Origin of the sequence: Amycolatopsis sp. CA-230715, from assembly GCF_018736145.1 — a bacterium.
Lineage (GTDB): Bacteria > Actinomycetota > Actinomycetes > Mycobacteriales > Pseudonocardiaceae > Amycolatopsis.
Map to the genome: position 1 here is coordinate 4,718,525 of NZ_CP059997.1, position 14,342 is coordinate 4,732,866.

Here is a 14,342-nt window from a genome sequence, read left to right on the forward strand (position 1 = left end):
GCGACGGCGGTGCCGGGCGCGGTCATGCGGGATCGAGGTCGACTTGCGCCGCGTCGTCGACCCCGTCGCTGTCGAGCTCCGCGTCGGCGCCCAGTGCCGCGGCGTCGAAGGCGTCGGCGGTGTCGGCGGGCCCGAGGTCGACGTAGGCGTCGGCGAAGCCGCTGTCGGTGACGCCGGGGTCCTCGTCGGCGAACCGGGCGAGTTCGGCGGGGTCGGTGGTGACCAGGAAGTTCTCCGTGGGCGAGGCGAGCGACTGGAACGCCACCCGCTGGGTGCCCGAGGACAGCAGGCCCTGCCCGCGGTCGGCGGAGAGCAAGAACTGCCGCTCGCCGCCGGACAGGTTGAAGGTGTCGGCGATCTCGTCGATGGCCTGCGGCGCCTGGCGCAACAAGACCTGGGTGGCGGCGTTGCTGACGATGGCCTTGCCGAGGTCGCTGCTGAGCACGTCCGCGGTGTCCTGGGTCGCGACCGTGAGGCCACACCAGTGCTTGCGGGCGGCCTTCGCCATGCGCCACAGGAATTTCGCGCCTTCGGGTTGTTGCATCAGCAACCATGCTTCGTCGACCACCACCAGCCGGGGCCGCCGGAACGCGGGGTTGGAAACCCGGCGCCAGACGGCGTCGAGCACGAGCAGGGTGCCGATCGCGCACAGCTCGTCGGGCAGGTCCCGTAGGGAGAACACGACGAGGTGCCCGTCCGGGGTGGCGGTGGTGGGGCCATCGAAGAGATCAGCGAAACTGCCGTCGACGAACGGGTGCAACCGCGCCGCCAGATCGGCGGCTACCGCGTCACCACCGCCACCGGAGACGGCGAGTACGTCGCGCAGGTCCCGCAGCAGCGGCGCCGGGCGGGTCCAGGTCCGGGTGTCGTCGGTGATGCCCGCGTGGTGGTAGGTGGTGGTGATCGCGGTGTCGAGCACCGCGCGCTCGGCGGCGGTGATCTCCGCGCCGAAGAGCACGGCCAGGACGGTGTGCAGGAACAGGCTGCGCCGCTTGAGGGCGTCCTGCGGCGCGGTGTGGCGCCCGCGGGCGTCGGTGTGCACGGGCAGGTCGAACGGGTTCAGCCGGACCCCGCCCGCGCCGAGGTGGACGTAGGTGCCACCGACCCGCGAGGCCAGGCGGGCGTACTCGTCCTCGGGATCGACGACGAACGCCTGCACCCCGTTCCCGGCCCGGTCGCTCTTGTCGTCACCGAGGGAGCGGTAGAGGCTGCGCAGGGTCTCGAGTTTGACGAGATAGCTCTTGCCCGCCCCGGAGCGGCCGAGGACGACGGAGTTGTAGTTGTCGCAGGCGAACCGATCCCAATGCACCAGCCCGGAACTGCCGACGTTGTAGCCGTACAGCACGCCGGACGGCGCCGAGGTGGTCGGGTCGGTCGGCGGCAGATCCGGCGAGGTGAACGGATACGCGGCCGACACCGCCGCGGTGTCGAATGTCCTCTTCAGCCCCAGCGGATCGAGGCCCAGCGGCAGGGTGGACACCCAGCCCTGCAGCGCCCGGTAGGTGGCGGGTTTCGCATCGAGCAGCAGCGACGCGCACAGCGACCGCAGCGCCGAGACTTCCTCGGCGAGCGCCTTCTCGTCCGGGGCGTGCACGGTCAGGTACAGACCGAATTTGAAGAGTTTCCCGTCGCCGCGGGCGATGCGCCGCGAGAGGTCGGCGGCGTCCTCGGCGGCGGCGTCGAGGTCCGGGTCGTCGAGCCGGTCATGCCGGGAGTTGTGGCGGCGGGACGATTCCAGTTTCGCGCGTTGCTTGCGCAGGCCGCTGGCGGCCGTGGCCGGGTCGACGGGCTGAACGTGCACCGAGACATCCAGCCGCGCGGGATAGGTCAGCAGCGGGGCGAGCCAGCCGGGGTAGACCTCCTGCGGATAGCCGGTGACACCGAAGCTGGCGACGAACTCGTTGCCGACCTCCAGATGCCGGGCGGCCACCGACAGCGCGTCCGGGGTGAACGCCCCCGCCGACCCGGACCGGGCCGCCGTAGTGTGGTTTCTGGTACGTGGCATGGGTGTCTACCTGCTTTCGATCTCGTCGTCGTAGTCCCAGTCCTCGTCCTCGGACAGCCACGGCCCCGACGCCTGCGACCCCCTGGACCGGGACGGCTCGGGGCGTATGGGTTCGGGTCCGCGAACCGGCGGGCGGGATGGGCGCGTCGCAGGCGCCCGGCGCGGGGACGATGGCGCGGTGGCTGTTCGTGTCGGCCGGGCCGGGCCGGATTCCGTCGCGAGGTCGGTGTCGTCGGGGCCGTAGAGGTCGGTGAAGGTGGTGGTGGCGGTGACGACCTCGTCGGCTCCGGCCAGCCCCGCCGAGGGCGGCAGGAACGTGTCGGGATTGCACGCCGCCGCCAGCACACCGGTCGCGGCGGCGGCATCGAGCGGGGTGGCCACGATCCCGGCGGGAGACAGCAGTTCGATGGCCTCCCCGAGGCGCCGCACCAGCCGCTGTTCGGCCGCCTGCCGCACCCCGTCATCCACCGCCCGCTCGTCGTCGCCGCGGTGGCGTCGCCACGGCAGCACGCTCGACGCGGCGGCGGGTGCCGGGCCTGTGCGCAGTGGTTCGCGCAGCACGAGCAGCACCTGGCGGCGCAGCAGGTCCGCGTGCGCGGTGAGCTCGGCGAGGTAGTCCGCGTGGTCCCGCGCGGCGGCTTCCAGCGCGGGGTGCGGGAGCCCTCCGGCCCGGGCTCGTAGCTCGGCGATCTGGGGTGCGAGGTCGAGGCGTTCGGCGCGGACCAGGATCTGTACCGGCGCGGTCAGGGAGTGCAGGTAGCGCGCGAAGGACGCGACGAGCGCCTCCTGCTCGGCGGGCGTACGCAGGGAGAAGTTCACCGTCGAGCAGACGGCGATGACTGCGAGCCCGTCGGTGCCGAGGTCGATGATCCCGGCTTGCGCGCCGGTGTCGGCCACACCGCTGGCCGGGAGTTCCAATGGCGCCGGGGACACCGGCTCGGTGGAAGCCGGTCCACGCCCACGGCCTCGGGTGTCGGGTTGCTGGGCGGTGAGCCAGTCCGGGGCGGCGCGCACGCCCTCGGGCGCGGCGACCCGGTGCCGCGGCGACAGGTGCTGGCGCACGGCGGCGAGGGCGAGCTTGTCCAAGGGCAGCCCGTCACGCTTCCCCAACGCCAGCACGGTGACCGTGACCCCGACCGGTATGGCGACGATGAGGAATACCGGCAGCGGCACGAACGCACGGGTCACCGAGTACAGGCCGTAGAGCCCGAGCCCGGCGACGCCGAGGATCGCGAGTTGCCGGGCGGTCAGCGGGCCGAGTACCCGGTCCGCGCGGTCAACGTCGGCGGGCACACGCACGGGAGACGTCATGGCGACCTCACTTCTTCTTCGGGCCCCGGCGACGGGGCAGGTCCAGGGGCAGGGGCACTTGCGTTCCGGGACGCCGCTTCGGCGGCGGCGAGGCGCTTGTGCCGCTGGCCGGTGACGGGGGTTTGGGTTTGGGCTGGCGCCGGAGGCCGAGCGGCAGCGGGTACTGGCCCGAGGCCAGCGGCCGGTTGCCGGTGTAGGCATCCCTGATCGGGCGGCGCGGTGCGCGGGCGGCGCGGTTGATCTGGCCGGACGGGGTGATCAGACCGGGCCCGGTCTGCCGCGGCGGGCTGACCGAGGCGGGGTCGGCGAGGTCATCGGCCAGCGTCCGTCGAGGCGTGCGCGGGGGCGCGGGACGAAGATGGATCGGCAGCATTCCGGCGTTCGGCGCCACCAGCGCGCGGGGCAGGTGCGCGGGCGGGCGCGCGTTGCGGTTGATCCGCCCGTCCGAGGTGAGCAACCCGGGCTGCGGCACCGGCGGCGGCATCACGCCGTGTCGCTCGGCGAGGTCGTCGGCCAGCGCCCGGCGCCCGACGCGATCCGGCTCGCGGCGGGTGGTGATCGGCAACCCGAGCTGATCGCGCGGCAGCGCACCGGGCAGGTCGTCTGGCGGTAGGGCGCGCGGGTTCGCCGACACTGTCCGCTCGTCCCCGGTACCGCTGGTGGTGAACAGTGACATCTGCCCTGGACCGGGTCGGCGGTCCGCGCTTGCTCTGGTGTCAGGCAGCTCGCTGAGGCGCGGGGAGCGGCCCGGCCCGGGCCGGATGCGGCGGATCCGCATCGGCAGCATGAACTGGCCCGTCCGCGTGGACGGCGGGTCCGCGGGAGCGCCACCGCCGCTCCCGCGACGGGAACCGCTACCGCCTTTGCCGCTTTTGCCGCCGAACAGGGAGCGGGGGCCGCCGAGCAGGCCCATCGTCTTGTAGGCGATCGCGCCACGCACCAGCGAGCCGAGGATGGAGCGGCGTCCGCCGCTGAGCGGGCGCAGGCACCAGAACGGGATCTTGATCAGGATCCACATCAGCGCGAGGCACAGCAGCAGGTTGATCAACCCGTTGAGGTTCGGGCCGAACACGGTGAACCCGCCGGGGACGAAGAAGATCCGCAGCGCGACGACCATCGCCAGCGACTGGCCGACCTGGACGGCCAGCACCCCGCCGACCGCCTTCCACCAGGCTTGGGCGATGCCCTCGGTGTGCGGGAGGGCGTGCCACATCAGCGCGATCGGGGCGGCGGCGATCAGCAGGATCGTCACCATCACCCGCACGATGAAGGTGAGCAGCAGGACGATGGTCATCACCGCGAGCGCGAAGCCGATGAAGATCAGCCAGAGCCCACCGCCGTCGAGCGCGCCGAGGACCATGTCGGCCAGCGCCTTGCCCGCGGCCTGCGGGCTGACGCCCTCGCCTATCACCGCCCGGGCGAGTGCGTTGGCGATCTGAATCGCCTTCGTCGCCAGGAACAGCGACAGCGTCCCGGCGAGGAACCCGATGACGGCCCGCGGTGCGATCTCCTTGATGGTGTAGCGGGTCTGCAGGGTCTCGTAACCCATGACGATGATCCCGGCGACCAGGACGATGAGCACGTAGACCGCGAGCAGGATGTGCCACGACTCGGTCCACAGCTGCCCGATACTCGGCAGCGAACTCGGTTCGGGTGTCGTGAGCAACGTTTTGCCCAGCAACTCCAGTAGCGGGTTCAGCGCGTCGGTGACCACGCCGCGGAAGAAACGGTCGATGCCTTCGGTGACGCAGGCGATCGGATCGGTGATCCCGCACTCGTCGGTGTCCCCGCTGCCCGCGCCCGGCGCCGGGGGCTGGCCCGGCTTGCCCGGATCGATCGGGGTCGGCTGCGGAATGCAGTTCAGCCCGTCACATGGCACGGGCGTCGGCGTGCTCGGTAGCGGCGGTCCGCCGAGCGGCCCGCACTCGGGCATCAACGCACCCGGGAAACACGACACCGGCTGCGTCGGCGGCGCCAGCGGACCGGTGGGCGGTCCCGGGGACTTCGGTGCCGTGGTTCTGGCGGTGGTGCCGGGAAGCAGGCATGCGGGGTCGGCCGAGCCGAGACCACAGCTGGGCTGCGGCACCGGAGGCAACGGCAACCCCGGCAGCTGCGCGGGCACCGGCGGCGGTCCTGCCGCGGGCCGAGGTGTGGGCCCGGGCGTCGCCGAGGCGGTGAGCGCGATTCCGGCGAGGGCCGCCAGCAGCGGTACCAGCACCGCGAGAACGCGGGCCCATCGGCGCTGAGGCATCCACCGTGCCCAGCCGCCGTGTCCGCGGCGGCGCCTCGCGCGGCCCGTCGGTGGACCGACCATGAGCCGTTCGCCGTGGCCGGGCCCGGCGCTCGCGCTGTCGCGGCCGGAATCGGTGGCCCGAGCAGGACGCACGGTCGGTGTCGTTGGGCGCCGATCGGGGTCACGGGGGCGGGCGGAGGGGGTGCGGCGCTGTGCGGTCATGGCTCACACCCCGCCCACGATGCCCTTGAGAATTTCGACCACGAGCGGGGCGAGCGCGGCGAGACCGAACCCGATGCACCCGGCCTTGAAAGCCCCCTTCGCCTTCTCGATCTCCCCCGGGTCACCGGAGGCCAGCAGGTAGCGCAGCCCCGCGAAACTGAACAACACGAGAGAGATGCCAGCGAGAATCCCCATCACCCAGGTGCGGATGTTGTTGAGGACCTCGTCGACGGTCTTGGCGAGCGCGACGACCTGGACCGTTTCCGCTCGCGCGACCAACGACGTCAGCACCACCCCGGCGGCGACCAGCCACCCGAGGAGCAGCACGACTCGGCGGCACCGCGCACCGTGCCGCGGCGTCGGTACGGGCACGGGCATGGTGCCGGCCGAGCCCGTGCGGCGACTCCCAGTGTGGTGGGCGGCTGTTGCCGCGGACCGGGGATGTCCCGGACGTGGACGCGGCGCCGGTGCCGGGAAGCCGGGGCGACGCGGTGCCCTACGGCGTGCGGGCGTCGGGTGCGGCCGATGACGGTGGCGAAGCGGGGTCAGTCGCATGAGCGGGCCTCCCGAGGGATGCGCGCGACCGAACCGGAGTGGGTGAGGCCAGCGGGGGAACGGCGGTCCGCGGGCGAGCGGGAGCCGCGTGAGGTGATGCCGGATTCCGGACCATGCAGTTGCCCGGATCGGGTTGCGGTGGTCTCCGGCGCCACCTCCGCCGTGGCTACTTTGTGTAATCCCGCGCGGCCGGTGCGGGTGGTCTCCCCGGGCTGGTGCGTACGGGCGACGCGGTGCGCGCGAGCCGTTGCGGGCAGGACCGGCCGTTCGACTGGTGCCCGCGCGGGGGTGTCGTCGGGTTCCTCGGTCAGGTACGCGGCGAGGTGGGTTTCGGCGCGTTTACGGATCTTCGCGGCCGGTTTGTACGACAGGCCCCGTGCCCGCGTGGCCTCGGCCAGCGGGGTATCACCGACCCTGGTCTCGGAGATGAGCCCGGCTTCCTCGGTGGTGATGACCTCGGCGTCCACGGCTTCGGCGAGGACCAGATCCGGGTGGCCCAGTGTGAGCAGTGGGGCCACTGCGGACTTCGGATCGAGTTCCAAGTGGAGTTCCGGGTTGTCCACCGGAAGCGGGCCGCCGGCAGCCTCGTGCAGGGCTAGCAGCCCCTCTCGGTAGGCCGTGTAGTACAGCCGTCCGAGGACGGCGGGGCGGGCCAGGTCGGTCTCGTGTAGTTCGGCGAGGAACCCGGTCAGCACGGCGACGTTGAGGTCGTGAGGGTCGCCGCGGAACCGGCGTTTCACCTTCGCCGCGGCTCGCAGCAACAGCGGTAGCGCGAGCCCGACGCAGGCCACCATCCACCTGCCCCGCTCGATGCGGGCGCGGGTGATCAGATGCGCCCACGTCGCGTCGTGCGTGGCTTGCGTGCAGTCCTCGGCCAGCAGCAGTGTGCCGAGCTCGTCCAGGGGCACTGGACGCGGTGGCAACCCCGCGATCTCGCGGCCGTCGACGCTGACCGGATCCGGTCCGGTCACCAGCCACGCGAAGCTGGTGCGCGCTGTCGCGAACACATCGGAATCGGTGACAAAATCGGGATTAGCGCCCAGATAGTAAACGAACTCGCGATCTGCGTTGTCCTGCGATGAACAATCCATGATGACCCCTGATGAATGTGGCTGCCGTGAGTCAGTAGTTAGCGATTTGAGACGCTTCAAAACCGCCTCAAAACCGCCTCAAAACCGTGACAAAAGCGCCTCAGGATCGAGCCCGTGACGTTCAATCACCGTGACAGGGTTGAGAGCGCGATCACTCCCGTTGATCTTCGAGGCGTCCACGACATGGGCGCTGAGCTGCGGTGAAACGCTGAGCGTAGGTGGCGTCCGTGAGCAGTGCCTCAAGTTCGAATGGGTGCTCAGTTGTCGCTGAGGCGCCTTTCGTGGTGGGCAAAATAAAAATTCTGGCGGGGTTGCTGTTCTGTCGGATCTCGTCGAGGTGGCCGACGGCGCGTCAACCGTTATTAAGATAATTGCGCGAGCAAATTCTTAAAATTCTTGGCGAGAGTGCGGCGAAAAAACAGTGTTTTTTCGGTATTGGCTCAGGACAGCACGAAACAGGCCGGGCGCCGCCGCCCCGGCCGCTCTCGCTCGGAGGTGGACCTCTTCATGGCCCAGCGCTCACAGTCCCCGGACGGCCGTCCCCGCCGCCGGACAGACTCGTCTCGCCCGCCGCGCACCCGCCGCGGTGGGGACCGCGCCCCCTACCCCGGAGCCCACACGCGAAGCACCACGGCAGGCGCCGGCCGGACCCACGCGACCTCGCGCCCTGAGGGGGCACCGTCGCGCCGACGCCCGGCACCCTCGTCGACGGCGCCAACTCCGGCGACGGTGTGGACGTGCGGGCCCGAGCTGATCGACGCCCACGCGGCGTGGCCGGTGCCGATCGTGGAGACCATCACGGCGGCGTTCACCGACCCCGGCGCGCACGTCGTTCTGGTCGACATCGCCCCCGCGCCGAGCCCGGACGTCAACGGCGCCACGACAACTGGCGCGGCCTCGGTGGCGGCGGCACGGGAGGCGGTGCGCGCGCTCGAGCGCACCGCCGACACGCTCTTCTTCCAGACCCACGCCAACGGTGCCGCCACGTCGTCGCGCCCGTTCTGGGCCGACCTCGTCATCGACTCCGCCGATCCCTCCGCGGTCTTCGCCGGGGCGCCGTCGATCCCGGTGCGCACGGGTGTTCTCAACCGCGCGGACGTGCCGGTGTGGGAGCGCGGCGTACGCGCAGATCTGGTGCTCGTGTCACTGCCCGCTCACGCCGCCGAGTCGGTGTCACTGGACCGGCTGGCGCTGCTGGCGGCGGACCGGCTGCGCCATGGCGGCATCTTCGCGGTGTATACGCACAGTGACTGGACGCGGGGGCGGTTGGTCGACCCGACCGGCGCGATCGTGGCCGCGGCCCAGCACGCCGATCTGCTGTACCTGCAGCACGTCGTCGCCCTGCACACCCCGGTCGAGGAGGGGCGCCTGCGCGCCGCGCCGAGTGCGGCGGTGGCCGCCGAGTACGACCGCGCTCGGCACCGCGCGACGGTGCGCGGATTGCCCGCGCCACACCTACGCGCGCACAGCGACGTCCTCGCCTTCGCGCAACCTGCCGACCCGGGCGCGCCGCCACCCGGGATCAGGCCGGAGACCGCCGCGCCCGGCGACGCGCCCGGCGCTGGAGGTGGCCAGTGACCTCGTGCTCGCCGAGCCCGACCGGGCCGTCCCCGGCCGCTCCCACCTCCGCGAAAGGCACCACGCTCATGTCCCACCAGCACTGCCCGGCATCGACCACCGCCGCCGCGACCGGCTCCTCTTCGTACGGCGGTGACGACGTGACCGTGCCGATCTCGCGCGCTGTCATCGACGCCCTCGACACCGCCACCGGCACCCGCCCGGCGCGGCCGAGCACCCCAGCCGGAATCGACCCGCCCGACCCGACGACCCCGACCGTCCGCACCGACGTGGATGATCTGCCGTTGTCGGTGTGGGCGACCGCGCAAACCTCTCCGGCCTCCCAACGCCGGGGCCGTTACGTGCCCGAGTCGACCGCGCATCCGGCGAAGATGCTCCCGGCCGTGGCCGCGCACGCCATCCGCGCCTACACCCGCCCCGGCGAGCTGGTGCTCGACCCGATGGCGGGATCCGGCACCACGCTGGTGGAGGCGATCGACGCGGGGCGCCGCGCGGTCGGCGTGGAGTACGAGCCGCACTGGGTCAGCGTCACCCGGGCGAACCTCGACCTGGCCCGCGAACGCGGTCACGACCACGACGGCGAGATCGTGCACGGCGACGCGCGCCAGCTGCCGTTCCTGCTGCCCGACAAGTACCGGGAGCAGGTCGCGTTGGTGGTGACCTCGCCGCCGTACGGGCCGTCCACGCACGGGCAGGTCGTCACGAGCGGCACCGGCTCGGACGACGGGAAGGTGCACAAGTACCACCACCGCTACGGCTCCGCGCTGGACCGCGGAAACTTGGCCAACGTCGGCCACCACCGGCTGCTGGCGGGCTTCACCCGCATCCTCACCGGGTGCGCGGCCGTGCTGCGCCCGGGCGGGCACGTCGCGATCACCGTGCGGCCGTGGCGCGAGCACTCCGAGCTGATCGACCTGCCCTCGCAGATCATCGCCTGCGGCAAGGCCGCCGGACTGGTCCCGGTCGAACGGTGCGTCGCGTTGCTGGCCCGCGTCGCCGAGGACGATCTCGTCGCCCGCGGCAGCTTCTTCCAGCGAGACTTCATCCGCAAACAGCGCGAACAGGGACTGCCCTTGCACCTCATCGTGCACGAGGACGTCGTGATCCTGGCCAAGCCCCTCGTGCCCAGCACCGTGTCAGTCCCGGGCTCGCCGACCGGTCGTGGGCGGTGGGGAGTATGAGCGCGCGCGTGCAGTGCCGCGATTGCCGCTGGGACGCCCGCTACCGGCGTCCCGCCGCCGCTCGGCGTGCGGCTGCCCGGCATCGCTGCCCGGTCCCGAACTCTGTCACGCGCTCGCCGCGCCCTGGCGTGGAGTGGCACGCATGATCGCGCTGGCGAACACACCCGGCACCCTCGCCCGCCCTTGTCGCGCGCGGCTGACGCCCTCGCCCGCGGTGGCGCCGGTCGCGGGGTGGGTGGCGACCGGGTGCTATCTGGCGTCCGTGGCCGGTGCGAACTGGGCCAGCACCCACCATCTGGCCGTGCTGGGCAGCGTGGTCGTTCCTCTCGGTGCCTGTGTGGCCGGGCTGACCTTCGCCGTCCGTGACGCCGTGCACGAGGCATTCGGCATGGCGGGGGCGGTCATCGCGATCGCGGGTGCGTCGGCGCTGTCCGCGTTCGTGGCCTCGCCCCGGATCGCGTTCGCCAGCGCGGTCGGGTTCGGGGTCTCCGAACTCATCGATTCCTGGCTGTATCACTGGTCGCGGGCGCGTGGGCGGGTGTTCGCGGTCGGGGTCTCCAACCTCGGCGGTCTGCTCGTGGACAGTGCTGTGTTCGTGCCGTGCGCGTTCGGGTCGCTGGCTCTGCTTCCCGGGCAGCTCGCCGGGAAAGCCCTCGCCACGGTGGTGGCGCTCGTCGCCGTCGCGGCGCTGGGGCGCGGAGTGGGGGTGCGGTCGTGAAGGTGTATTTGGGCACGCACCAGCCCTCTTGGCTTGCCCGGGATCTGGGCGTTCCGATGTTGGTGTCGCATCGGCGTCTGGCCGATCGCCGCAGCTTCCCGCGCGCGGTCGGTGAATGGGCACTGGATTCCGGCGGGTTCACCGAGTTGGCGTTGCACGGCCGGTGGCGATACGACGCCCGGAGCTACGTGGCGGCGGTACGCCGGTACGCCGGAGAGATCGGGAATCTCGCGTGGGCCGCTCCGCAGGACTGGATGGTCGAGGCGCACGTACGCGCCCGCACCGGGTTGAGCCTGCGCGCTCATCAGCAGCGCACCGTGCGCAACTACCTCCGGTTGCGGGACCTGGCGCCGGAACTGCCGTTCATCCCGGTGGCGCAGGGTGACACGGTCGCCGATTATCTGCGGTGCGCCGACTCCTACGAACGACACGACGTCGACCTGGCGTCACTGCCGCTGGTGGGCGTGGGCAGCGTGTGCCGGCGCCAGCACAGCGGCGAGGTCGAGCGGATCGTGCGGGCTCTGCACGCGCGCGGGCTGCGCCTGCATGGCTTTGGCGTCAAGACCTCGGGGTTGGCGCTACGGCGAGGTGATCGCCTCCAGCGACTCGGCGGCGTGGAGTTTCAGTGGCCGGTACCAGCCCGGCTGCACACCCAGCCATCGCAACGAGGCCAACTGCCTGCGCTACGCGCTGGCCTGGCACGCACGCCTGAACCGGACACTGCCCGGCGCGCCATCGCGCTCCTCGCGTGAGCGCCGCGGCCACCCGGGTGCCGCGTCGCACCGGTCCGGGCCACGACGTCCCGGCTCCGCACGGCCGGACACCACCCGCCGACCGGCGCGAGCCCCGCTGCGCGCAGCGAGCACGAGCCCCACGCCGCGGCTGAGCAGGGCGGCGGTGCACCGATGAGCAGACAGCATTCTGACCGCGACATCGCAACCGTCGCAGGCGAGGACGCGTGCTTCGTGGCGACCCCGGGGCCGGTGATCGGGTCGCTGTGCACCGGTGTGGCCGGGCTTGACCTCGGCGTCGCGGCCGTGCTTGGCGGCCGGATCGCCTGGTACTCCGAAGTGGACCCGCACGCCGCCACCATCCTCGCCGCACGACTGCCCGGTGTGCCGAACCTCGGTGATCTGCGCGCGGTCGACTTCACCGCGGTCGAACCGGTCGAGGTGCTCACGGCCGGGTTTCCGTGTCAGGACATTTCCGCGGCCGGTCGGCGCGCGGGTATCGAGAAAGGCGCTCGCAGTGGACTGTGGCACACCATCTTGGACGCCATTCGCGTACTTCGACCTCGGCTCGTCGTCGTGGAGAATGTCGCCGCCCTCCGCTGGAAAAACGGCGGACTCGACCGTGTACTCGGCGGGTTGGCCGAAGCGGGGTATGACGCGGTCTGGCGTTGCGTACGCGCCGCCGACATCGGCGCCGCCCACCGACGGGAACGCGTGTTCCTGTGTGCCGTCCCCCAGCCGGGACGGGGCGCGGATGATGCCGACCCCGCAAGCCCGCGACGGGGAACCGCGCGGCCCGGCCGACCCGGTACGGCGGCGCGCGGGCGGGCATCAGGTCAATCTCAACGACGCGGTCGACTCGGTGATCCAGCCGACCCAGTTGTTGCCGACACCGACGGCGGCGGACTCGCGCTCGGCGGCGATCCAGACCGTGCTCAAACCGGGGCGTCCGATCCCGGCTGGGTGCGTGACGCTGACCGACTCGGTGCGGCTGCTGCCGACCCCGACCGCCTCGGACGCGAAGAACTGCACCCACGCAACCCACCGCGGCGGACCGTCTCTTCCCGACCGCGCCCGCGCACTGCGCACGCCACCGGCACCGGCGAACGGAACGTGTTGCGCGGCAACGGAAATTCGGGGGGGGGGGGGGGATTCGTAGCTGTCTTTCCCCGGGTGCGTGGGGTCCTGCTGCCGACACCGACCGCGCACGACGGTTCTTCCAACGGAATCTCCGCCACGTCGCGTCAAGGAGGCCCGTCTCTTTTGGACACTCTACGACTTCTGCCGACCCCGCGGGCGACCGACGGCACGAAAGGCTGCCCGGCGCAGCGCGGCTCGAAGGGGGACTTGATGTTGCCCTCGGTCGTCATCGCCGTCACCACACCCAAACCGAAGCCGCGTGCGCCGAAGGAGGTGAGTGACCGTGGCAACCGCCCGAGCCCCGCGCGGCCACGACGCCGCACCCGGTGACGCGGGGCCGGTGGACTGGGGCGAGTACGCCGCCGCCGTGCACCGCTGGGAACTCATCACCGGCCGACCCGCGCCCTACCCAACCCAGCCCGGACGGCACGGACGTCCCGTGCTCGCACCGCCGTTCGTCGAGTGGCTGATGGGCCTTCCCCCGGGCTGGGTCACCGCCGAGCACCTCGACCTGCCCCGCACCGCGCAACTGCGCGCGCTGGGCAACGGAGTCATGCCGGCGCAAGCCCGCCACGCCGTGACGTTGCTGCTCGACGACCTGACCGCACTCGCCCACACCCAGCCCGGGTGCCGCCAGACCGACCCGTCGTCGAACCACCGGCAGCAGCGCCACACCGCCAACCGGGCTCGACGCGAGCACGCGACCAGCACCGAGCGGCCCCGGCGCCCGGCGACAAAGGTCCGGCCCGCGGCCCGGACGCGTCCGGCCCGCTCCGCACCCGCACGCCCGACGACCGGCTGAGCCCACTCGGCGCGGCACCCCGGCATCCAGCCATCCCGACGCCGGGATGCCTCCCCACCGCACTCGCACCGAAGGTAGGCACCCGCCATGCCCATAACCCGTCCAAGCCGAGTCCTGCGCCAGCTTCGACGCTGGCTGCGCACGTGGCATAGCCGCGGCGCCCCACGCGACGTACCCGCATCACCCGAGCGCCCTCCGCGGACAACTCCGGCCGAGGTGGCCGAATTGGACGTCACCGAGGAGCATCCCGTCCCGCGCTGGGCGAGCGAGGCCACCGCCGCGCTGGTCCGCCAAGGCTGGAACGTACACCGCCCGCCCTATGGCTACCGCACCATGACCGTGGCCGGGACCCGCACGGGCAGCGGCAGGCTCCGTACCCGGCTCACCCCCGACCCGCTGCGCGGCCCGGTCGTGCAGCACATCTTCTACTGGCGCGCGGTCACCGGGCTCGACGTCGACCAGATCACCCAGCGGCTCAACAACGACCCCGACCGCTACCCGCCACCGGGCACCAGCGTCACCTGGCACGCCGCGGCCGTCACCAGAATCCTGACGAATCTCAAATACACCGGCTACCAGGCCCTGCGCACTCGCGACGAGAGCAACCGCCTCCGCCCGGCCGAGCAGTGGGTGCTCTCCGACCAGCCGGCCCACCGCGCCCTGATCACCACCGCCCTGTTCTGGGCCGCGCAGAACCCCACCACCGACACCCGGCGCGCGCTACGGCACCGCCTGCTCGCCCAGCCACACGACCTCTCCGCCTGACCATTTCCTG

Annotated in this window: 12 protein-coding genes and 1 pseudogene; 7 read left to right on the top strand and 6 right to left on the bottom strand. The window is 72.0% G+C overall.

Features of this window, described 5'->3' with window-relative positions; translation table 11 throughout:
• Nucleotides 1-22: 22 nt before the first annotated feature.
• The 5 genes from HUW46_RS22580 to HUW46_RS22600 form a co-directional block, all read right to left on the bottom strand.
• Nucleotides 23-2,005, bottom strand: a complete 1,983-nt coding sequence (locus HUW46_RS22580; RefSeq protein WP_215549166.1) for a VirB4 family type IV secretion system protein — start codon at nt 2,003-2,005, stop codon at nt 23-25.
• A gap of 6 nt (nt 2,006-2,011) precedes the next feature.
• Nucleotides 2,012-3,316 (bottom strand): PrgI family protein, encoded by a 1,305-nt coding sequence (locus HUW46_RS22585; protein WP_215549167.1) that lies wholly within the window; start codon nt 3,314-3,316, stop codon nt 2,012-2,014.
• Nucleotides 3,317-3,323: 7 nt separating this feature from the next.
• Complete coding sequence (locus tag HUW46_RS22590) at nt 3,324-5,567, bottom strand: hypothetical protein (protein ID WP_254126433.1); 2,244 nt, start codon at nt 5,565-5,567, stop codon at nt 3,324-3,326.
• A gap of 207 nt (nt 5,568-5,774) precedes the next feature.
• Entirely contained in the window at nt 5,775-6,098 is a 324-nt protein-coding gene (locus tag HUW46_RS22595) for a pilin (RefSeq protein ID WP_442860987.1), read from the bottom strand.
• Between the two features lie 218 nt (nt 6,099-6,316).
• The gene (locus HUW46_RS22600) at nt 6,317-7,333 is read right to left on the bottom strand and encodes a sigma-70 family RNA polymerase sigma factor (RefSeq protein ID WP_254126436.1); all 1,017 of its coding nucleotides are present in this window, start codon (nt 7,331-7,333) and stop codon (nt 6,317-6,319) included.
• Between the two features lie 813 nt (nt 7,334-8,146).
• Between HUW46_RS22600 and HUW46_RS22605 the strand changes: the two genes are divergently transcribed.
• The 5 genes and pseudogenes from HUW46_RS22605 to HUW46_RS48400 all read left to right on the top strand — a co-directional run.
• Nucleotides 8,147-8,995, top strand: coding sequence for a hypothetical protein (locus tag HUW46_RS22605; RefSeq protein ID WP_254126445.1), 849 nt, complete (start codon nt 8,147-8,149; stop codon nt 8,993-8,995).
• Between the two features lie 68 nt (nt 8,996-9,063).
• A complete protein-coding gene (locus HUW46_RS22610; RefSeq protein WP_215549170.1) occupies nt 9,064-10,176 on the top strand; it encodes a TRM11 family SAM-dependent methyltransferase in 1,113 nt (370 codons plus the stop codon).
• 142 nt (nt 10,177-10,318) lie between these two features.
• Nucleotides 10,319-10,894 (top strand): VUT family protein, encoded by a 576-nt coding sequence (locus tag HUW46_RS22615; protein ID WP_215549171.1) that lies wholly within the window; start codon nt 10,319-10,321, stop codon nt 10,892-10,894.
• A complete protein-coding gene (locus tag HUW46_RS22620; RefSeq protein ID WP_254126446.1) occupies nt 10,891-11,646 on the top strand; it encodes a deazapurine DNA modification protein DpdA family protein in 756 nt (251 codons plus the stop codon). Before HUW46_RS22615 ends, HUW46_RS22620 begins: the two co-directional genes overlap by 4 nt.
• 153 nt (nt 11,647-11,799) lie before the next feature.
• Nucleotides 11,800-12,297: pseudogene (locus HUW46_RS48400) on the top strand (DNA cytosine methyltransferase); the annotation flags it as partial.
• 159 nt (nt 12,298-12,456) lie between these two features.
• Here the strand turns inward: HUW46_RS48400 and HUW46_RS48405 are convergent.
• Nucleotides 12,457-12,657 carry a hypothetical protein gene (locus HUW46_RS48405; protein ID WP_254126732.1) on the bottom strand — a complete coding sequence of 67 codons (201 nt, stop codon included), beginning with the start codon at nt 12,655-12,657 and terminating at the stop codon, nt 12,457-12,459.
• A 391-nt stretch (nt 12,658-13,048) separates the two neighbouring features.
• Between HUW46_RS48405 and HUW46_RS48410 the strand changes: the two genes are divergently transcribed.
• Nucleotides 13,049-13,567, top strand: a complete 519-nt coding sequence (locus HUW46_RS48410) for a hypothetical protein (protein ID WP_254126448.1) — start codon at nt 13,049-13,051, stop codon at nt 13,565-13,567.
• 225 nt (nt 13,568-13,792) lie between these two features.
• Entirely contained in the window at nt 13,793-14,332 is a 540-nt protein-coding gene (locus HUW46_RS22635; RefSeq protein WP_215549173.1) for a recombinase family protein, read from the top strand.
• Nucleotides 14,333-14,342 lie beyond the last annotated feature (10 nt).

Bases quoted from the DNA above. Each gene is read 5' to 3' on its own strand.
- HUW46_RS22610 (WP_215549170.1), top strand. From the start codon at position 9,064: ATGTCCCACCAGCACTGCCCGGCATCGACCACCGCCGCCGCGACCGGC.
- HUW46_RS22580 (WP_215549166.1), bottom strand. From the start codon at position 2,005: ATGCCACGTACCAGAAACCACACTACGGCGGCCCGGTCCGGGTCGGCG.
- HUW46_RS22615 (WP_215549171.1), top strand. From the start codon at position 10,319: ATGATCGCGCTGGCGAACACACCCGGCACCCTCGCCCGCCCTTGTCGC.
- HUW46_RS22585 (WP_215549167.1), bottom strand. From the start codon at position 3,316: ATGACGTCTCCCGTGCGTGTGCCCGCCGACGTTGACCGCGCGGACCGG.
- HUW46_RS22590 (WP_254126433.1), bottom strand. From the start codon at position 5,567: ATGCCTCAGCGCCGATGGGCCCGCGTTCTCGCGGTGCTGGTACCGCTG.